The organism is Streptomyces sp. NPDC028907 (assembly GCF_055564995.1).
In genome coordinates, this window is sequence record NZ_JBVHVE010000003.1 from 204,807 (window position 1) to 222,798 (window position 17,992).

Sequence of the window (17,992 nt, forward strand, 5' to 3'; positions counted from 1 at the left end):
GCATATCGCCTGTTCACAGGCTCGGCGGCCAGTCGTCTTCAAAGTTCAAGCACTATGGTTCGCCTGTGCGCGTACTTCTGGTGGAAGACGACGAACCGGTCGCCGAGTCGCTCCGGCGTGGACTGCTGCGCTACGGCTTCGAGGTGGCCTGGGTCACCACGGGCGCCGCGGCGCTCAGCCACGCCGAGCCCTACGACGTCGTACTGCTCGATCTCGGCCTGCCCGACACCGACGGTCTCGACGTCTGCAAAGCGCTGCGCGAACGCGGCGACGTGCCGATCATCGTGATCAGCGCGCGCAGCGACGAGACGGACCGGGTGGTCGGGCTGGAGCTCGGCGCCGACGACTACGTCTCCAAGCCGTTCGGGGTGCGCGAGGTCATCGCGCGGATACGAGCGGTCATGCGCCGGATGCAACCGCGCACCCCCGCCGCTGCCGCCGAGGCCGGCCCCGACCGCTACGGCGGCCGCCTCACCATCGACCGCAAGGCGGCCCGGGTCCGCCTGGACGGCGCGGAGGTCGCCCTCGCGCCCAAGGAGTACGACCTGCTGGCCTTCCTCACCGAGGAGCCCGGGGCGCTGATGTCGCGCGAGCAGATCATGGAGGCGGTCTGGGACGCGAACTGGTTCGGCCCGACGAAGACGCTGGACGTCCATGTGGCGGCACTGCGGCGCAAGCTCGCCGGGGCGATCACCATCGAGGCGGTGCGCGGGGTCGGGTTCCGGCTGGAGATCGTCAAGGGTGACCCGGCCCGCACGGGCGACAGCCGTGGCGGCACGTCATGATCCGTCAGCTCACCCGCAGTTACGTCGCGCTCGTCGCCGGTGCCATCGCCGTGTTCACCGTGCCCGTGGCCTTCTCGCTCACCCACCAGCTGCGGGGCGACACCGCGGCGTCCGTCGAGCGTGAGGCCGAGACCATGGCCCTGCTGCTCGGCAACGGGAACCCTCCGTCGTGCGCGGCGCTGCTGGAGATGGCCGACGCGTTCGAGGGTGAGACACCCGGCGAGGTCGAGGTGACCGAACGCTGCGACACGGACCTGCGGAGCCCGCAGCAGGACGCCGCCCTGACCAGGACCCTGGAGACGGGCGAGCCCACGACCGACTGGGGCTCGTCCTTCATCTGGGGCCCGGAGCTGACGATCACGGTGGCCGCCCGCGAGAGCAGGACGGACCTCGACGGCCGCAACAGGGGCCCGGTCGTCGGCGCCGTACGCATCGTGTACCAGACCAACGAGCTGACCAACCGGCTGTGGACGATCTGGGGCTTTCGCGCGGGCCTCGCGGTGATCGTCCTCGCCGTGGCCGCCGTCGTCGGCGCGGGTGTGGCCCGTCGGCTCACCCGTCCGCTGCGCCAGCTCAACGAAACGGCGAGCAAGTTCAGCGACGGCGACCTGACGGCCCGCTCCCCCGTGACGGGCCCGCGGGAGACACAGACCCTCGCCCGCACGCTCAACCAGGCGGGCGAGCGGCTGGACACACTGATCGCCGCGCAGCGCATCTTCGTGGCCGACGCCTCGCATCAACTCCGTACCCCTCTCACCGCGTTGCGGCTGTCGCTGGACAACATCGCCGACGGCGTGGACGACGAATTCGTCAAGGAGGACGTGGAGCAGGCGACGGCCGAGGTGGTCCGGATGAGCCGCCTGGTCAACGGCCTGCTGGTACTGGCGCGGGCGGAGGCGAAGGTGACCGTGGCGGAGCCGCTGCCCCTGCTGGACATCGTGCGGGAGAGGCTGGACGTGTGGAGGCCGGCCGCCGACGAGCGCGGAGTCACCATCACGCTCAGGGGGAGTGCCGACGGCCGGCTGCTTGTACTGACCAGTCCCGGTCAGTTGGAGCAGGTGCTGGACAACGTGCTCTCGAACGCCCTGGAGGTGTCACCGGACGGCGGCACGATCACCGTCCGGGTCGAGTCGAGGGGCGACGAGGTGACCCTGTCGGTGAACGACCAGGGGCCCGGTATGTCGGACGCGGAGAAGTCCCGCGCCTTCGACCGCTTCTGGCGCGGCCAGGGCCTGACCGGGAAGGCCGGCTCCGGCCTCGGTCTCGCCGTCGTCAAGCAACTGGTGACCGACGACGGCGGGACCGTGTCCCTGGGCGACGCTCCAGAGGGCGGACTGTCCGTACGGATCAGCCTTCGGGCATCAACGAGGAGTGGTGGTTGACGATCTTCCACTCGCCGTCCCGCTTCTCCCACTCGTAGGTGTAACGGGCCTTGGCGACGCTCTTCTCGCCGGTGTCGTGGTCGGTGAGCGCGAACTCGTAGAGACCCGCGTCCAGCACCGAGTTCGAGTCGAGGACGTTGATGTGCGTCTCGATCTTCTTGCCGACCGGCTTGTTCGCGAGGAAGTGCTCGAAGTAGTCGACACGGCTCTCGCGGTCGGCCCGGACCTGGTTGGAGAGGGTGGGCAGCAGGACCGCGTCGTCCCAGTAGAGATCGGCGACCTTCTCCGCGTCCCGGGTCTTCAGTGCGGCGTTCCACTCGTCGAACAGGGCGGCCACCTGCTTCTTGGTGGGCTTCTTCGCCGACTTCTCCGGCCCGGCGACGGCGCCACCCGCGGCGATGGTGCCGACGGCGACGAGAGCGGCGGCGGTGACGACGGCCACGCGCTTGCGTATGGAACGACGGGTCATCGCGAACTCCCAGTGCTGTGCGATCGGGTGGGTCTCCCTCCGCTTTCCGTGTTCTCTGCGGTGGAGGTGACTCCAGATTCGCGTGGCACCGGTTAGGGCCCGTACAAGGCAGATCCAGGGTCGGGCCAGCACGTACCCAATTCACGCCGGGCGACCGGAGGGTTACGCCACGTTCGCCTCGGCTTGGCGTAGCAGGGCCGACCCGTCCGACCCGTCCGACCCGTCCGGCCCGTCCGACCCGTCCGGCCCGTCCTGCTCCCCGGCCACGCTCGCCAAGGGATCCGCGGCGTCGACATTCAGCACACCGCCGACGATCAGCCCCACGGCCCCTGCGACGCAGAGCCCGACTCCCGTCCCCGCCTACGTCTTCGACCGAGTCGCCATGGCCCCGTCATGGAGCAGTTCAGACGTGACGGATGAGGGGCTCCCCGGACACCGCACATCACACCCGCCCGCCGAACAACGCCGCGAGCCCGTGGTCCAGTTCGGCCCCCACGGTCTCCTCGCCGGGCGCGATGACGGTGTAGGTACGGGCCAGGAAGCGGAACAGGTCCGAGGTGGCGAACCGCAGCACGGCCGGCCCGACCGGCGAGCGGTACTCGACGTACGTGTGCGCCGCCCCGCACGGCCGCACCCGCACCGTCCCGAGCCCGGCCGGCCCCCGCAGCCCCTCGCCCAGCAGCACCCGGGCGAACGTCCAGGTCGTGCCCTCGCCGTCGAGCGTGACATGGGGCGGGAAGTCGATGTGCACGGCCAGCGGGTCGGCCGAGGTGTAGCGGAGGGTGGCCGGTATCGCGATGTCCTTGTCCGCGGCGGTGATCAGACGGGCGCCGGTCGGCTGCTCCAGGGTGACGTGCATGGGCGGGCTCCGATTCGAGGGGCGGGGGGCACCGGCCAGGGGCGGCCGGGGTGCGGGTGCGCCTGTGAGACCGGCCGAGGGGCCCGCGCATTACGCCACTTCAGAAGCCTTTTCCTGTAACCCGCGTCACCTTCTGCCCCTCCCGCACTCCCCGAGCGGCCCGCACGGCTACGGTCCCGGGATGGAGATCTTGCGATACGTGGCCTTCAGCAGTGACCCCGCCGGAGGCAACCCGGCAGGCGTGGTGCTCGACGCGACCGGGGTCGACGACGCCACGATGCTCGCGACGGCCGCCGACCTCGGCTACTCGGAGTCGGCGTTCGTCGTCCCGGCCGGCGATGACGGCACCCTGGGCATCCGGTACTTCAGCCCGCTCGCCGAGGTGCCGTTCTGCGGCCACGCGACGATCGCCACGGCCGTCGCCTACGCGGAACGGCACGGGACAGGCCGGCTGCTGCTGCGCACCCAGGCGGGCCCGGTCACCGTCACCACCGACCGGACGGCGGACGGCGCCGTGGTGGCGACCCTGGTGAGCGTCGCACCGAGTACGGCGCCGGTCGGCGAGGCCGACCTGGCCGAGCTGCTGGCGATCCTGGGCTGGTCGGCCGCGGACCTGGACCCGGCGCTGCCGCCGCGGGTCGCCTTCGCCGGGGCCTGGCACCCGGTCCTCGCCGCCTCGACGCGGGAGCGGCTGGCCGACCTGGAGTACGACATGGCCGCGCTCGGCGCGCTCATGGCCCGCGAGGACTGGACCACCGTCGACCTGGTCTGGCGGGAGTCCGCCACGGTGTTCCACGCCCGTAACGCGTTCCCGCCCGGCGGCGTGGTCGAGGACCCGGCCACGGGCGCGGCGGCGGCCGCGTTCGGCGGCTATCTGCGTGAGCTGCAACTCATCGCCCCGCCCGCCACCCTGACGATCCATCAGGGCGTGGACATGGGCAGGCCGAGCACGATCACGGTGACGGTACCGGCCGAGCCGGACACGGGCATCGGCGTGACCGGCACGGCCGTACGAATCTGACGGGCCGACGCTTCTGACGGGCCTGACGGGTCCGAGACCGACGGGTCCGACCGTCTGACGGATCCGCGCTAGCGCCGCTGGGCGGGCCGCATGCCCAGCGGTCCGCCGATCTCCTCCGCCATGACCTTGCCCGCCTCGAACTCCAGCGTCTCGTCGCCCATCATGCCCTGGTCCGTGTCCAGGCCGTCCAGCTCCTCCAGGGGCTGGTTCAGGCGGACGTGGGCCAGGACCGAGTGCAGGGCGCGCAGGGTCGCGGAGGCCGTCGTGCCCCAGTTGGAGAAGTACGAGAACTGCCACCACCACAGGGCCTCGGTGGTGCGGCCGGCCCGGTAGTGGGCCATGCCGTGGCGCAGATCGGTGATGACGTCGGCGAGGTCGTCGGAGATCCGGGCCGGAACGGGGGCCTTGCGGGGCTCGTAGGGGTCGAAGACCTCCGAGTAGACGTCCACCGGGTCCAGCAGGCGGGCGAGGTTCTCGCGGAGTTCGTCGACGTCCGGCTCCGGGCCGAGGTCGGGCTCGTAGCGCTCGTCGGGAACGATGTCCTCGTGCGCGCCCAGCCTGCCGCCGGCCAGGAGGAGTTGGGAGACCTCCAGGAGGAGGAAGGGCACGGTCGAGCCCGGCTCGTCGCCCTTCGCGACCTCCGTGACGGCGACCAGGAAGCTCTCGATCTGGTCCGAGATCTGGACCGCGAAGTCGTCCGGGTCCGGCTCGGTCGCGTGCAGCGTGGCGTCAGACATCTAGGAGTCGTCTCCCCTCGAAGGCGCGGCCGAGGGTGACCTCGTCCGCGTATTCCAGGTCGCCACCCACCGGGAGGCCGCTGGCCAGGCGGGTGACCTTCAGGCCCATGGGCTTGATCATGCGGGCGAGGTACGTGGCCGTGGCCTCGCCCTCCAGATTCGGGTCCGTGGCCAGGATCAGTTCCGTGACCGCCCCGTCGGCCAACCGCGCGAGAAGTTCCCGTATCCGCAGGTCGTCCGGGCCGACACCCTCGATGGGGCTGATCGCGCCGCCGAGGACGTGGTAACGGCCGCGGAACTCACGGGTCCGCTCGATCGCCACGACGTCCTTCGGCTCCTCGACCACGCAGATCACCGCCGGATCGCGGCGCGTGTCCCGGCAGATGTTGCACAGCTCCTCCTGCGCGACGTTGCCGCACGTCGCGCAGAAGCGGACCTTCGCCTTGACCTCCATCAGGGCCTGGGCGAGACGCCGTACGTCCGTCGGTTCCGCCTGGAGGATGTGGAAGGCGATCCGCTGCGCGCTCTTGGGACCGACGCCGGGCAGCCGCCCCAGCTCGTCGATGAGGTCCTGGACCACGCCTTCGTACAACGGACTGCCGTCCCTTCCTGGGGTTCCTTACGGTACGTACGGTAGTTGGCGGCGGCCCCTCTTAGAAAGACAAGCGGGGAACGCCCGGACGCCGGGACGTCAGAACGGCAGACCGGGGATGCCGCTGCCGCCGCCCAGGCCCTGGGCCAGCGGGCCCAGCTTCTGCTGCTGGAGCGTCTGCGCGTTCTCGTTGGCCGCCTGTACGGCCGCGATGACCAGGTCGGCGAGGGTCTCGGTGTCCTCCGGGTCCACCGCCTTCGGGTCGATCTTGAGCGCCCTGAGTTCGCCGGAGCCCGTCACGGTGGCCTTCACCAGGCCGCCGCCCGCCTGGCCCTCGACCTCCGTCTGAGCCAGTTCCTCCTGCGCCCGCGCCAGGTCCTGCTGCATCTTCTGGGCCTGCTGGAGCAGCTGCTGCATGTTGGGCTGGCCACCACCGGGGATCACGATCAGCTCCTTGCGTATGACGGGTACTGCGCGGGGTTTCCGCTCGGCTTTGCCGTTCAGCACGAGCCTACGTGGTCGGCGTGGCCGTCGCCCCAGCACTTCTTTCGAGTGAGAGGAACTGGCGTCCTATATCTGACCAAGACCTGATCAAGACCCTCTTCTGGGCGGAAAAGAGGCGAAAGGCATCTCTTCGCCACCCATTGGGCGGTAGGAAGGGTGCGGCGCGTCAGCCTCAGGTGTGGCGGGACGTTCCGTGCGCCGCGGGGGTCGTACCCGGGTCGCACGCGAGGTCACGCACCGTGATCAGTAGGGAGTGCCGGGTGGGTCAACCGGAGATGCAGCCCGACAGGTCGCCGCAGGACAGGCGGGGCGGTGAAGGGACGGCCGGGCTGGGGCCGGGCGATCTGCGGGGGCGGGCGTTTCCGCTCGGGGACTGGGGGGAGCCCGCGGTACGGCTGCACGAGCTGTACCGGTGGGTGGAGCGGGGGGCGCTGGACACGGCGGCGTGGTATCTCGCGGATCGGGTGTGGAAGCGGCGGGGGGCCTGGGCGTTGCGGGGTGGGGCGGCGGCCGGGGCGGTCGTCGGGGCCGCGTTGCCGCTGCTGGATCTGACGGGGGTCGCGCGCGGGGCGGCGCCGTGGGGGTATCTGGCGTTGCTGCTGGCGGTGGCGTGTGTGGCGGCCGATCGGTTCTTCGGGGTGACGTCCGGGTGGATAAGGGACGTCGCCACGGCTCAGGCGGTGCAGCGGCGGCTGCAGACGCTGCAGTTCGACTGGGCGACGGAGAGTGTGCGGGAGGTGTTGGGGCCGGCGGAGGGGACGGCGAGTGAGGCGGCTGAGCGGTGTCTCGGGGTGTTGCGGCGGTTCTCGGAGGACGTGGCCGAGTTGGTGCGGGCGGAGACGGCGGACTGGATGGTGGAGTTCCGGACTGGGGCCGCGCCCATGGGGATTCAGTCGGCTGTGGCCGGGGCGGCTCGGCAGGATGTCGGGGTGGGTTCGGGACGGTTCGGTGTGGCGCCGGGTAACGGGGCGCGGCCGAACATGCCTCGGCAGCGGCCGCCGGAGCCCCGCTGAGGGGTTCTCGCCCCCGCCGCCCCTACCCGTCCCATCCCCAGGGGCTCCGCCCCTTCGACCCCGCCAAGGGGCTGCCGCCCCCTGGACCCCCGCTATCGGCCCTCCGGGCCTCGTCCTCAAACGCCGGACGGGCTGGGGGGGGGACGGCCCTGTCCTCGGACGCCGGACCGGGTGGAGGTTCCGGTGTCACTGTCTGGTGTACGTCAGCTTCTCGCCGCTGCTGGTGTTCACCCGCTCCAGCCGTCCGTCCGGCAGCAGCGTGATCTCGGTGGCCTCACCGGGTGAGCAGGAGGTGGCGGGCTCGCCTGCGGTCACGGAGGACGGGCCGATCTCCAACGGGCCGTCCGCGCTGGGCGCTTCGGCGAGGGAAGCCGTGAACTCGCAGTGGTAGGTGCCGGTGCCGGCTGGACCGTCGGCGACGAGTGTGAGCACCTTGTCGCCGACCTCGCCCTGCCGGATGGTCAGTCGGCGGGAGTTCCTGCCGGTGGCGTTGTCGATGGAGGCGGTCCAGGTGCCCAGGTAGCGGGGCGGGATCGCGCCGTCGGTGGGCGGGGAGTCGGTCGGGTCCGGGGGCGGGGAGGTGGCCGGGTCGGTCGGGCCGGAGGTCGTGGAGTGGGTCGCGGTACCGGGACCACCCGTCGGACCGCCCTGCGCACCGTCGTCCCCGCCGCCGTTCATGAGGGCGTACACCGAACCACCGGCCGCGAGCGCGACGACCAGCGCGACGAGGACGAGCGCCACCGTGGAGCGGCCGCTGCGCTGGGGGGCTTCCGGCCGGGGCGCGGGGAGGTACGGCAGAGGCGGGCCGTAGGGCGGGGTGGGGTTGTACGGCGGGGTCGCGCCGTACGCGGGGGTGGGGCCGTGGGGCGGGGCCTGCGGATAGCCGTACCCCGGCTGCCGTGGATGTTGTTGCGGGTGCTGCTGCGGGGAGCCGTATGCCGGGTGGGCCGGGGTACGGCCGGGCGCGGCGGCCTCTCCGAAGGGTCCGGCGGGAGGGGTGCCCGGGGGCGGCGGCGGGGTCGGGCCGGTCTGGGGCGCGGCCACGGTGGGGAGCTGGTCGGGCGGCGTCGCCTGGGCGGCCGGGGCGTGTTCGGGGGAGGCCGCGGGGGTCGGCTCGGCGGCACCCGGCACGCCACCGGAGCCCGGTACCCCCGGACCGTCGCCACGTGCCGGGACCTGCGCTCCCCCGGCCCCTGCCGCCGGACCCTCCCGCCCCGCGGGTCCCTCCGGGTCCTCGGTGTCCAGCAACCGCACCGCGTGCCGACCCAGCTGTGCCACCAGCGCGCTCGGCAGCCACGGGTCCCGGGACCGGCCGCCGGAGACGGTGTCCTCGGCGCCCGTGCGCTCCAGGATCCGGTCCAGCGTCGGCCGACCGCCCGGGTCCTTGCGCAGACAGTCCCGCACCAGGTCGGCGATGCCCTCGGGCACGCCCTCCAGATCGGGTTCCTCCTGGGCGATCCGGAACATCACGGCGTGCGCGCCGCTGTCGACCGAGCCGAAGGGCAGCGCGCCGGTCGCGGCGTAGGCGAGCACCGAGCCCAGGCAGAACACGTCGCACGCGGGCGTGATCCGGTCCCCGCGCACCTGCTCGGGCGCCATGAACCCCGGCGATCCGACGAGCGCGCCGGTGCGGGTGAGCCCGGTCTCGTCGACGGTCTCCAGGGCGCGGGCGATGCCGAAGTCGATGACGCGCGGGCCGTCGATGGTGACCAGCACATTGGACGGCTTCAGGTCCCGGTGCACGATCCCCGCGGCATGGATGTCCTTGAGAGCGTGCGCGAGGCCCGCCGCCAGGATCCGGACCGACCGCTCGGGCAACGCCCCGTGGTCCCGTCCGACGACCTGCTGGAGGCTGGGCCCGGCGACATAGCCGGTGGCGACCCAGGGCACGTCGGCCTCGGTGTCCGCGTCGAGCACCGGTGCCGTCCAGAACCCGCCGACCTGCCGCGCGGCCTGCACCTCCTGCCGGAACCGGGCGCGGAACTCCTCCTGCGCGGCCAGCTCCCGCCGTACGAGTTTCACGGCGACGGTACGGCCCCGGTCCGACCGGGCGAGATAGACGTCCCCCATGCCACCCGCGCCCAGCCGCGCCAGCAGCCGATAAGCCCCGATCTGCTGTGGATCACCCGACCCCAGCTTCTCCATGCCACGCCCCCCAACCCCGCCGACGCACCCCCGCTTACGCAACGGCCCCACGATAGTGCGGCATATGGGGAGGTGAGCGGGTGGGCGTCTACGGTTCCGTAACAGGAACGGCGATCTGGTCGAGGGCCTTCGACAACCGTTCCAGAACCCGTACGGCCTCGGCGAGTTCGGCCTCCCCGACGGCCTCCGCCAGCCGGTCGGCGAGGGCCGCGTGGCCGGGGCCGATGCGGGAGATCGCCGCCCGCCCCCGCTCCGTGGGCGCGAGGAGCTTGGCACGGCGGTGGGCGGGGTTGGGCCGGTACTCGGCGAGCCCCTTGTCCACCAGCAGATCGGCGATGCGCTGCACGCTCTGCCGGGTGATGCCCATGGCGCGGGCGATGCCGGAGACGGGCAGGGGCTCGCCCAGGACCGCGCCGAGCACCTGCCACCAGGCCGCCGTCAGCCCGGCGGGCCTGGCCAACTCCTCGGCGACCGCGAGGAACTGGCCGTTGAGCCGGAAGACACCGAGCGCGCCGCGGCTGAGCAGATCCTGTCGTTCCCGGCTCACACGACACCGGCCTTCTCCAGCACGGCGTACGCCTCGGCGTCGGAGTCGTGGAACAGGCGGTACCAGGCGTCGACGGCCTCGTCGTCGTACACCTTCAGCAGCCGCAGGATCTCCCGGGCGAAGGCGACGGGTTCGGTGGGACCGGCGGTGACGAGCCCGCCGTCGGTGACCGCGTCGGCCTCGACGTACCGCTCACCGCCGGCGTACCCGGTCGCGGCCAGATAGAAGGAGACCGCGCTGGTGTGGTCCCGGTCGTCGAGCAGCCCTTCGCGGGCCACGCCGACGGTCGCCCCACAGATCGCGGCCACCGGCACCCCGGCGTCCAGGAAGGCGCGGGCGGTGCGGGCGAAGGGGGCGAGGTCGTCGCCCGCGTCCCAGAGGTCGGCGCCGGGGAGGATCAGCAGGGCCGCGTCGGAGGGCCGTAGGTCGGCCAGGGCCAGGTCGGGCTGGATGCGCAGGCCGCCGACGGTGGTGACGGGTTCGCGGGTCGGGCCGACGGTACGGATCTCGTATCCGGCACGGGCCAGCTGGGCGGTGGCGTGGCCGGGCTCCCAGTCGGCGAGGGTGTCGTAGACGGCGAGGTGGACGGGCTTGCGGGTGTTCGTGGTGGTGCCGGTGGTTCCGGTGGTGCTCTCCATGGCTCCTCCTGGGGGACCTGGGCCTCAAGAACGCCGCCCTCGAAGGCGATTCCGTTGACAACATGCTGTCACTTAGACAGCACACTGTCAATGCTCCCCTCGGAGCTCAATCAACACCAACGGTGCATAACAGGACATCCTCTCGCCGTCGCGGTCGTTGGGTCGGGCATGAAGATCATCGCTGCCGCCGCGCTCGCCGGCGCGGCCCTCCTCACCGCCGCCCTCCCCGCCTCAGCGGACGACGGGCCCCTCGACTTCGGCATCTTCCAGGGCGTCAACGACACCAAGGGCTCGAACTCCACGGGCTCCGGTTCGGCCTGGGGACAGACGGACGGCGAAACGAACGGAACCGTCCCCCGCTCGGCACTGGGCCTGCTGGTGGAGAAGCTGGTCTAGCCCGACCGGCGCCAGCACTTCGCCAGGACGGGTCGACAACCTGTCGCGGAAAGCCACCGACCGCAGACAGGACGCCGATATCGCGTCGCGGCGCCGGTTCCTACGCTCGGCTGTATGACCCCTCAGCCTGATCCAGAGACCGGCGCCGCCGTGAAGGCCGCGGACCGTGCGCACGTGTTCCACTCCTGGTCCGCGCAGGAACTCATCGACCCGCTCCCCGTCGCCGGTGCGGAGGGGTCGTACTTCTGGGACTACGACGGCAAGCGCTACCTCGACTTCACCAGCGGGCTCGTCTACACGAACATCGGCTACCAGCACCCGAAGGTCGTCGCCGCGATACAGGAGCAGGCCGCACACCTGACCACCTTCGCGCCCGCCTTCGCCGTCGAGGCCCGGTCCGAGGCGGCCCGGCTGATCGCCGAACGAACGCCGGGCGACCTGGACAAGATCTTCTTCACCAACGGCGGCGCGGACGCCGTCGAGCACGCGGTGCGGATGGCCCGGCTGCACACGGGCCGCCCCAAGGTGCTGTCGGCGTACCGCTCGTACCACGGCGGCACCCAGCAGGCCGTGAACATCACCGGCGACCCGCGACGGTGGGCCTCCGACAGCGCCACGGCCGGGGTCGTGCACTTCTGGGCGCCCTTCCTCTACCGCTCGCGTTTCTACGCCGAGACCGAGGAGCAGGAGTGCGCGCGGGCGCTGGAGCATCTGGAGACGACGATCGCCTTCGAAGGGCCGTCGACCGTCGCCGCGATCATCCTGGAGACGATTCCGGGGACGGCCGGGATCATGCTGCCGCCGGCCGGCTATCTGGCCGGGGTCCGCGAGATCTGTGACAAGTACGGGATCGTCTTCGTCCTGGACGAGGTCATGGCGGGGTTCGGGCGGACCGGAAAGTGGTTCGCGGCGGACCTGTACGACGTCACCCCCGACCTCATGACCTTCGCGAAGGGCGTGAACTCCGGCTATGTCCCGCTGGGCGGCGTCGCCATCTCCGGGGCCGTCGCCGAGACCTTCGCGAAGCGGCCGTACCCCGGCGGTCTCACGTACTCCGGTCACCCGCTGGCCTGCGCGGCCGCCGTCGCGACGATCAACGTCATGGCCGAGGAGGGCGTCGTCGAGAACGCCGCCCGACTGGGAGCCGAGGTGGTGGCACCCGGGCTGCGCGAGCTGGCCGAGCGGCATCCCTGCGTGGGCGAGGTGCGGGGGGTCGGGATGTTCTGGGCCGTCGAGCTGGTCAGGAACCGGGAGACCCGTGAGCCGCTGGTGCCCTACAACGCGGCCGGTGAGGCCAACGCCCCCATGGCGGCGTTCGGCTCCGCCGCGAAGGCGGGGGGCATCTGGCCGTTCATCAACATGAACCGCACCCATGTCGTACCGCCGTGCAACGTGACCGAGGCAGAGTTGAAGGAGGGCCTGGCCGCGCTGGACGCCGCGCTGGCTGTGGCGGACGAGTACACGGAGTAGGCCCCGCGGCGGGCCGAAGTCCGGGCCGTCGCGGAAACCTGCCCCGGAACCCGAACGCGTAAGGTGGCGTGCTCGTAGACATATACGTGTACGCACAGACACACACGCCACCACATCGCGACGACGGGAGACGCACCGACCATGCCCGGCCCCGGCGGCAACGGCTCCGTAACCCGGAGCACCCTGCGGCAGCAGATCGCGGACGCCCTCCGCGACGAGGTGCTGGCCGGCCGGCTGCAGGCAGGACGGGAATTCACCGTCAAGGAGATCGCCGAACAGTACGGCGTCTCCGCGACCCCGGTCCGCGAGGCCCTCGTCGACCTCTCCGCTCAGGGCCTGCTGGAAGCCGACCAGCACCGCGGCTTCCGCGTGCACGAGTACTCCGTGGAGGACTTCCGCGGCATCGTCGAAGCCCGCGGCCTGGTCACCAACGGCATGTTCCAGGTCCTGGCCACCGACACCGCCCGCCACCGGGACCCCGACGACCCCCAGGTCCACGCCGCCGTGGTCGGGGTGCGCCGTCGCGCCGAGGAGGCCCAGCGCGCCGCGACGGCAGGCGACCTCACCGTGCTGATCGGCTACGACCTGCGGTTCTGGCGTGAACTGGGCGCCCTCTTCGGCAACCCCTACCTCTCCGACTTCCTGCACAGGCTGCGCGTGCAGTCCTGGGTCTGCGCCGTCCAGCACCTGCGCCACATCGACGATCTCCGCGGCCACCTGTGGTGCGGGCACACCGACCTGGTCGACGCCCTGATGCGCCGCGACCTGCCCAAGGCCCGCTCGATCATCGCCGACCACGACGCGGGCTCCCTTGCCCTGATCGAGCGACTGGCAGCCGAATGAGCCCGGAGCGGGAGCCACCGGCGGCGCCCGCGAGGCCTTGGGACCGTGGAGAAGCTGGTGGGCCGCCCGGTGAGGTGGGTGGACGGAGTGTGGGTATGGGACCTGCACGAGCGGGGACTTGTCCGAGGGTCCGCACGAGACAGGGCCTAGGGGGTCCGCCCCCGAGCCGCACCGACTACCCTTCCCTGACCGATGTGCTACGCGACTGTGCGAGGAGCCCTCTTTTGGCCTGTGACCTGTGGCTGGTACCGCTTGTCGACGTGTTGTGCCACACCCCCGACAACCCCTTCGCCGAGGAACTCGCGCAATACAACAAGGTGCTGGCCGAGGCGGGGCTACCGCCGGTGCCGGTGTACCAGTACATGCCGGGCCTGTCCGGGGACGTCGCACCGGTCGCCGGCTTCGACTACGACGCGCTGCACTTCCTGCGCCGCGCGTATCTGCTCCAGGTCTGCGGTCTCCCGGTGACCCCGGTCGACGAACTGGGCGGCGACTACGAACAGCTCCTGGAGATGTTCGAGACCACCGCCAAGCAGTCCCACCTGGTCTGGCACTACGACCACGCGGGCGCCTACGTCCCCGTGGACTTCCCGGGCCCGCTCTCCAACGACGAGCTCCTCGCGGGCGGCGGCCCGCTGGGCTCCTCCCAGGCGCTGCTGCGCGAGCTGGAGTTCGTGGCCCCGGTCATCGGTATCGATCCGGCCAACCCCCCGTCGGCCCCCCAGGCTCCGCTGGCCCCGACGGCCTTGGAGGAACCGGCGGTTCCCGCTCCCTACGACCCGAGCCCGTTCGCCCGTGAACGGCATGTGTGGCTGGGGCTGCACGCGGCTGCGACGCGGAGTCTCGCACAGGGGTCGATGATCGTCTTCAGCTGAGTCCTCATGACCCCTCAGCCTTACTTCAGCTGGGACAGGCCCTTCTGGACGTCGTCCAGGTTCATCACCGGCGTGTAGTTCACCTCCGCGCCGAACCTCTCGAAGAGCGGCTCGGTGAGCGGCGGCATCTGGGAGGAGTCCTGCATGTCGAAGACCAGGAACATACAGCGGACCCCGCCGTCGGCCGTGAAGTACGAGGACTCCGGCTTGAAGGCCCCGACGATCTCCTGCATCACCTGGGGCATCTTGCCGCTGCGGATGATGTCGTTCGTCTTCTCGGTGTCGAGATGAGCCTGGAGCAGCACACGCATGACGCACCTTCTTCTGATCGCCGCGGAACGTACGGCCTCACGCTAGGGGCGGTATGCGCGTTTCGCCTGTTGACTGCTCCACCCGGGGCAAGAGAGGGAGGGCACCCGGCGGGAGCCCTCCCTCCGGAAACACCGTCAGCTCTGCTCGACGATGCGGATGGTGCGGATGCCTGTACCCCGATAGCGGGTGGGCGCCCAGAACGTGGGCTCCGCTCCAGTCCAGCTCGTCCTTGCCCTCGTCTGCCGGGTCCGCGGTCCGTAGACGCTTGCCCACGGCGGCAGCGGCCGAGAAGTCGAGCCCCTCGATGTTGACCGATGGCAGCGCGCCGAGGTCCTCGGCGACACCGGCCCGCTCGCGCTCGGCCGCGGCGAGGCTGAGGGCCGGAATGTACACGCGCAGGGCGGGGCCCGTCTCGGCCTCGACGACGAGCCGCGAGGCCATGCTGTTCCCGGCGCCGAGGGCGAGGGCGGCCGTGTCGTCGAAAATGACGGCACGCGGCAGCGGATACCAGCAGAAGCGCGAGGAACTGGTCGAGGCACGGCTGGCCCGCCGGGCGCTCTTCGACCGGAAGCCGGCCCCGCTAATCGAGCTGATCCTCGAAGAGAGCGTGTTGCGGCGGCCGTTCGGAAGCTGGGAGATTCTGCGCCAGCAGCTGCGCTCGCTCGCCGAGGACGCGCGGAGGGAGAATGTCTGTGTGCAGGTGCTGCCCCTGGACCGAGGACTGCGGGGAACGTACGCAGGCGCTCGCGGCGCCATGAAGCTCGTGGAGACCGCGGACCACGAGCACGTCGTCTACATGGAGATCGAGGACCAGGGCATTCTGGTCAGCGACCCGTCGGAGGCGTCCCAACTCGCGCACCGCTATGCGAGGATCCGTTCACAGGCCCTTCGCTGGTTCAAGTCGAGCTACAGCGACGACGGCGGCGGAAACTGCCTCGAAGTCGCCCCATGCCCCCACACCCCCACCACCATTCACATCCGCGACTCAAAGCACCCCGACGGGCCCATAGTCACCGTGTCCGGCGGTGCCTGGGCGGCCTTCCTCCCCACCGCCCCCCTCACCCCTTAGCTCGAAAAACTGCAACACCTTCTCCTTATCTGTCGCACTTTTCGCCGAAAGGCGGCATGCCTCGGTCTGCCATGCTCCCCGGCATGAGCGGATCGCCCCCTTCCGTCTGGCAGCCGGGCCGGGCCACGGTGTATCGCGCGGTCCTTGACGCGCTGACCCAGTACGGCCCCCGGCGGACCGGAGTGACACACATCGCGCGACTGGCCCGCTGCAACCGCTCGTACCTCTACCGGAACTGGGCCGACCCGCAGGCGCTGCTCCGCGAGGCCACGCTCTCCGAACTGCGACGCGTGCTGTATGTGGCCCGTGAGGTGCGGGAACCCTTGCCGGCCGGGTGTCTTGAGGCGCGCGTCGTGGTGCGCGCGGCGCGTCTGGTGCGGGAACACCCGGTCGTGCGGACCATGGCCCGTGCGGATCCGGAGCTGGTTCACGCCGCGATCCTGCGACCGGCCACCGCCTGGCACACGCTGACGTGGTCCTGGCTGCACGAGCATGTGACGGGACGTCTCACGGGAGCCGCGGAACGGGACCGCACCACCCTGGCCGTCCTCACCACGGCACTCCCCTACGCCCTCACTCCCCCCGCGGACTCCTCAGACACCGAGGAACGCGCCAAGATCGACGCCCGCCTGAACACGACCGTCCATCTCTGCCTCACACTCCCCTTACCCTGCACCGACTGCAGCCTCTGGACATGCTCCGAGGGTCCGGGCCGGCCGTCGAGGGAGTAACGCGGCGCTGCACCGCCATACGCGTACAGACCTCGTACAAGTACCCGCACGCGAGGCCGAGGAAGCCAGGCTGAAGGAAGAACTGGAGCATGCCAGGGGCGACACCTCCGCGACCGCTGGCAGGCGCTCACCGGGCGTCGTCCGCCCGGTGAGCGCCTGCCGCAGCGGGAGCTACAGGAACGAGTTGATCTCGATCGTCTCGTCCCGGCCCGGCCCCACGCCGATCGCGGAGATCGGCGCGCCGGACATCTCCTCCAGCGCCTTGACGTACGCCTGGGCGTTCTTCGGGAGGTCGGAGAAGGACTTGGCCTTGCTGATGTCCTCGCTCCAGCCCGGCAGCATCTCGTAGACCGGCTTGGCGTGGTGGAAGTCGGTCTGGGAGTACGGGAGTTCCTCGACGCGCTTGCCGTCGATCTCGTAGGCCACGCAGACCGGGATCTCCTCCCAGCCGGTGAGGACGTCCAGCTTGGTGAGGAAGAAGTCGGTCAGGCCGTTCACGCGGGTCGCGTAGCGGGCGATCACGGCGTCGAACCAGCCGCAGCGCCGGTCACGGCCGGTGGTGACGCCCCGCTCGCCGCCGATACGGCGCAGCGCCTCGCCGTCCTCGTCGAAGAGCTCGGTCGGGAACGGGCCGGAGCCGACGCGGGTCGTGTACGCCTTGAGGATGCCGATGACGCGGCTGATCTTCGTCGGGCCGACGCCGGCGCCCGTGCAGGCTCCGCCCGCGGTCGGGTTCGAGGACGTGACGAACGGGTACGTCCCGTGGTCGATGTCGAGGAGGGTGCCCTGGCCGCCCTCGAAGAGGACCACCTTGTCGTCCTCAAGGGCCTGGTTGAGGATCAGGACCGTGTCGGCGACGAACGGCTCGATCTTCTCGGCGTAGCCCAGCAGCTCCTCGACCACCTGGTCGACGGCGATGGCCCGCCGGTTGTACAGCTTGGTGAGCAGCTGGTTCTTGACGTCGAGGGCCGCCTCGACCTTCTGGGTGAGGATCGACTCGTCGTACAGGTCCTGGACGCGGATGCCGACGCGGTTGATCTTGTCGGCGTAGGTCGGGCCGATGCCGCGACCGGTGGTGCCGATCTTCCGCTTGCCGAGGAAGCGTTCCGTCACCTTGTCCACCGTCACGTTGTACGGCGTGATGATGTGCGCGTTTCCGCTGATGAGGAGCTTGGACGTGTCGACGCCACGCTCGTTCAGACCGCTCAGCTCGGAGAGCAGGACCGACGGGTCGACGACGACACCGTTGCCGATGACCGGGGTGCACCCCGGGGACAGGATTCCGGAAGGGAGCAGGTGGAGGGCGTACTTCTGATCACCCACGACTACCGTGTGGCCGGCGTTGTTGCCGCCCTGGTAGCGCACCACGTAGTCGACGGATCCGCCTAGCAGGTCCGTCGCCTTTCCCTTGCCTTCGTCACCCCACTGAGCACCGAGCAGCACAAGTGCGGGCACGCGCGTACACCCCTTCCGGGCGGGGCATGTCCAAGGTCAGGGGTGTACACGGAGGGTCTGGACCGTGTACACCACGACAGGTCGCGACCGTCGTTGGCCGCGAACCGTCGGACCGGATGGCCCCGGAATAGACGAAGCCCCTGGCGCAA

General features: G+C 70.9%; 22 protein-coding genes and 1 pseudogene. 11 read left to right on the forward strand and 12 right to left on the reverse strand.

The features are described 5' to 3' along the window. The first annotated feature begins 65 nt into the window (after window positions 1-65). Window positions 66-785, forward strand: a complete 720-nt coding sequence (locus ACZ4UU_RS09865) for a response regulator transcription factor (RefSeq protein WP_468038208.1) — start codon at window positions 66-68, stop codon at window positions 783-785. Then, the gene (locus ACZ4UU_RS09870) at window positions 782-2,167 is read left to right on the forward strand and encodes a sensor histidine kinase (protein WP_468038210.1); all 1,386 of its coding nucleotides are present in this window, start codon (window positions 782-784) and stop codon (window positions 2,165-2,167) included. The genes ACZ4UU_RS09865 and ACZ4UU_RS09870 overlap by 4 nt, the downstream gene beginning before the upstream one ends. On the opposite strand, the gene ACZ4UU_RS09875 is transcribed toward ACZ4UU_RS09870, so the two are convergent. The 3 genes from ACZ4UU_RS09875 to ACZ4UU_RS09885 form a co-directional block, all read right to left on the reverse strand. Further along, window positions 2,133-2,636: an SgcJ/EcaC family oxidoreductase gene (locus tag ACZ4UU_RS09875; protein ID WP_468038212.1), complete on the reverse strand. Its 504-nt coding sequence runs from the start codon at window positions 2,634-2,636 to the stop codon at window positions 2,133-2,135. The two genes, ACZ4UU_RS09870 and ACZ4UU_RS09875, sit on opposite strands and share 35 nt — an antisense overlap. A gap of 162 nt (window positions 2,637-2,798) precedes the next feature. Next, window positions 2,799-2,960, reverse strand: coding sequence for a hypothetical protein (locus tag ACZ4UU_RS09880; RefSeq protein ID WP_468038214.1), 162 nt, complete (start codon window positions 2,958-2,960; stop codon window positions 2,799-2,801). 118 nt (window positions 2,961-3,078) lie between these two features. Beyond that, complete coding sequence (locus tag ACZ4UU_RS09885) at window positions 3,079-3,495, reverse strand: SsgA family sporulation/cell division regulator (RefSeq protein WP_468038216.1); 417 nt, start codon at window positions 3,493-3,495, stop codon at window positions 3,079-3,081. Window positions 3,496-3,676: 181 nt separating this feature from the next. Here ACZ4UU_RS09885 and ACZ4UU_RS09890 point away from each other — a divergent pair, with 181 nt between their 5' ends. Continuing rightward, the gene (locus ACZ4UU_RS09890) at window positions 3,677-4,516 is read left to right on the forward strand and encodes a PhzF family phenazine biosynthesis protein (protein ID WP_468038218.1); all 840 of its coding nucleotides are present in this window, start codon (window positions 3,677-3,679) and stop codon (window positions 4,514-4,516) included. 68 nt (window positions 4,517-4,584) lie between these two features. Here the strand turns inward: ACZ4UU_RS09890 and ACZ4UU_RS09895 are convergent, their stop codons facing one another. The 3 genes from ACZ4UU_RS09895 to ACZ4UU_RS09905 all read right to left on the reverse strand — a co-directional run bounded on the left by ACZ4UU_RS09895 (window position 4,585) and on the right by ACZ4UU_RS09905 (window position 6,289). Further along, window positions 4,585-5,253 carry a DUF5063 domain-containing protein gene (locus tag ACZ4UU_RS09895; RefSeq protein WP_468038220.1) on the reverse strand — a complete coding sequence of 223 codons (669 nt, stop codon included), beginning with the start codon at window positions 5,251-5,253 and terminating at the stop codon, window positions 4,585-4,587. After that, window positions 5,246-5,845 carry a recombination mediator RecR gene (gene recR / locus ACZ4UU_RS09900; RefSeq protein WP_093908684.1) on the reverse strand — a complete coding sequence of 200 codons (600 nt, stop codon included), beginning with the start codon at window positions 5,843-5,845 and terminating at the stop codon, window positions 5,246-5,248. Before recR ends, ACZ4UU_RS09895 begins: the two co-directional genes overlap by 8 nt. Window positions 5,846-5,944: 99 nt before the next feature. Beyond that, complete coding sequence (locus ACZ4UU_RS09905; RefSeq protein WP_048585591.1) at window positions 5,945-6,289, reverse strand: YbaB/EbfC family nucleoid-associated protein; 345 nt, start codon at window positions 6,287-6,289, stop codon at window positions 5,945-5,947. Window positions 6,290-6,609: 320 nt separating this feature from the next. Here ACZ4UU_RS09905 and ACZ4UU_RS09910 point away from each other — a divergent pair, with 320 nt between their 5' ends. Beyond that, window positions 6,610-7,362 (forward strand): SLATT domain-containing protein, encoded by a 753-nt coding sequence (locus ACZ4UU_RS09910; protein WP_468038223.1) that lies wholly within the window; start codon window positions 6,610-6,612, stop codon window positions 7,360-7,362. 186 nt (window positions 7,363-7,548) lie between these two features. Here the strand turns inward: ACZ4UU_RS09910 and ACZ4UU_RS09915 are convergent, their stop codons facing one another. The 3 genes from ACZ4UU_RS09915 to ACZ4UU_RS09925 all read right to left on the reverse strand — a co-directional run bounded on the left by ACZ4UU_RS09915 (window position 7,549) and on the right by ACZ4UU_RS09925 (window position 10,692). Continuing rightward, window positions 7,549-9,507: a serine/threonine-protein kinase gene (locus ACZ4UU_RS09915; protein WP_468038225.1), complete on the reverse strand. Its 1,959-nt coding sequence runs from the start codon at window positions 9,505-9,507 to the stop codon at window positions 7,549-7,551. A gap of 88 nt (window positions 9,508-9,595) precedes the next feature. Then, window positions 9,596-10,054 (reverse strand): MarR family winged helix-turn-helix transcriptional regulator, encoded by a 459-nt coding sequence (locus tag ACZ4UU_RS09920; RefSeq protein WP_468038227.1) that lies wholly within the window; start codon window positions 10,052-10,054, stop codon window positions 9,596-9,598. After that, window positions 10,051-10,692 carry a type 1 glutamine amidotransferase family protein gene (locus ACZ4UU_RS09925; RefSeq protein WP_468038229.1) on the reverse strand — a complete coding sequence of 214 codons (642 nt, stop codon included), beginning with the start codon at window positions 10,690-10,692 and terminating at the stop codon, window positions 10,051-10,053. Before ACZ4UU_RS09925 ends, ACZ4UU_RS09920 begins: the two co-directional genes overlap by 4 nt. A 168-nt stretch (window positions 10,693-10,860) precedes the next feature. Here ACZ4UU_RS09925 and ACZ4UU_RS09930 point away from each other — a divergent pair, with 168 nt between their 5' ends. The 4 genes from ACZ4UU_RS09930 to ACZ4UU_RS09945 all read left to right on the forward strand — a co-directional run bounded on the left by ACZ4UU_RS09930 (window position 10,861) and on the right by ACZ4UU_RS09945 (window position 14,276). Next, window positions 10,861-11,088 (forward strand): hypothetical protein, encoded by a 228-nt coding sequence (locus ACZ4UU_RS09930; protein ID WP_468038231.1) that lies wholly within the window; start codon window positions 10,861-10,863, stop codon window positions 11,086-11,088. Window positions 11,089-11,202: 114 nt separating this feature from the next. Then, on the forward strand, window positions 11,203-12,558 hold the full coding sequence (locus ACZ4UU_RS09935; protein ID WP_468038233.1) for an aminotransferase class III-fold pyridoxal phosphate-dependent enzyme: 1,356 nt from the start codon (window positions 11,203-11,205) through the stop codon (window positions 12,556-12,558). 141 nt (window positions 12,559-12,699) lie between these two features. Continuing rightward, window positions 12,700-13,401 (forward strand): GntR family transcriptional regulator, encoded by a 702-nt coding sequence (locus ACZ4UU_RS09940; RefSeq protein ID WP_468038235.1) that lies wholly within the window; start codon window positions 12,700-12,702, stop codon window positions 13,399-13,401. A gap of 224 nt (window positions 13,402-13,625) precedes the next feature. After that, window positions 13,626-14,276 carry a hypothetical protein gene (locus tag ACZ4UU_RS09945; RefSeq protein ID WP_468038237.1) on the forward strand — a complete coding sequence of 217 codons (651 nt, stop codon included), beginning with the start codon at window positions 13,626-13,628 and terminating at the stop codon, window positions 14,274-14,276. 20 nt (window positions 14,277-14,296) lie between these two features. Here the strand turns inward: ACZ4UU_RS09945 and ACZ4UU_RS09950 are convergent, their stop codons facing one another. Together ACZ4UU_RS09950 and ACZ4UU_RS09955 are read right to left on the reverse strand one after the other, a co-directional pair. Next, window positions 14,297-14,587: a hypothetical protein gene (locus ACZ4UU_RS09950; RefSeq protein ID WP_468038239.1), complete on the reverse strand. Its 291-nt coding sequence runs from the start codon at window positions 14,585-14,587 to the stop codon at window positions 14,297-14,299. A 37-nt stretch (window positions 14,588-14,624) separates the two neighbouring features. Beyond that, the gene (locus ACZ4UU_RS09955; protein WP_468038241.1) at window positions 14,625-15,029 is read right to left on the reverse strand and encodes a PIN domain-containing protein; all 405 of its coding nucleotides are present in this window, start codon (window positions 15,027-15,029) and stop codon (window positions 14,625-14,627) included. A 67-nt stretch (window positions 15,030-15,096) separates the two neighbouring features. Between ACZ4UU_RS09955 and ACZ4UU_RS09960 the strand changes: the two are divergent. The 3 genes and pseudogenes from ACZ4UU_RS09960 to ACZ4UU_RS09970 form a co-directional block, all read left to right on the forward strand. Beyond that, window positions 15,097-15,477, forward strand: a pseudogene (locus ACZ4UU_RS09960) (Scr1 family TA system antitoxin-like transcriptional regulator); the annotation flags it as partial. After that, the gene (locus ACZ4UU_RS09965; protein ID WP_468039174.1) at window positions 15,460-15,657 is read left to right on the forward strand and encodes a DUF397 domain-containing protein; all 198 of its coding nucleotides are present in this window, start codon (window positions 15,460-15,462) and stop codon (window positions 15,655-15,657) included. The pseudogene ACZ4UU_RS09960 and the gene ACZ4UU_RS09965, both read left to right, overlap by 18 nt. Before the next feature lie 83 nt (window positions 15,658-15,740). Further along, window positions 15,741-16,388: a TetR/AcrR family transcriptional regulator gene (locus ACZ4UU_RS09970; RefSeq protein ID WP_468038243.1), complete on the forward strand. Its 648-nt coding sequence runs from the start codon at window positions 15,741-15,743 to the stop codon at window positions 16,386-16,388. 171 nt (window positions 16,389-16,559) lie between these two features. On the opposite strand, the gene ACZ4UU_RS09975 is transcribed toward ACZ4UU_RS09970, so the two are convergent. Continuing rightward, the gene (locus ACZ4UU_RS09975) at window positions 16,560-17,843 is read right to left on the reverse strand and encodes an adenylosuccinate synthase (protein ID WP_468038245.1); all 1,284 of its coding nucleotides are present in this window, start codon (window positions 17,841-17,843) and stop codon (window positions 16,560-16,562) included. Between the last annotated feature and the right edge of the window lie 149 nt (window positions 17,844-17,992).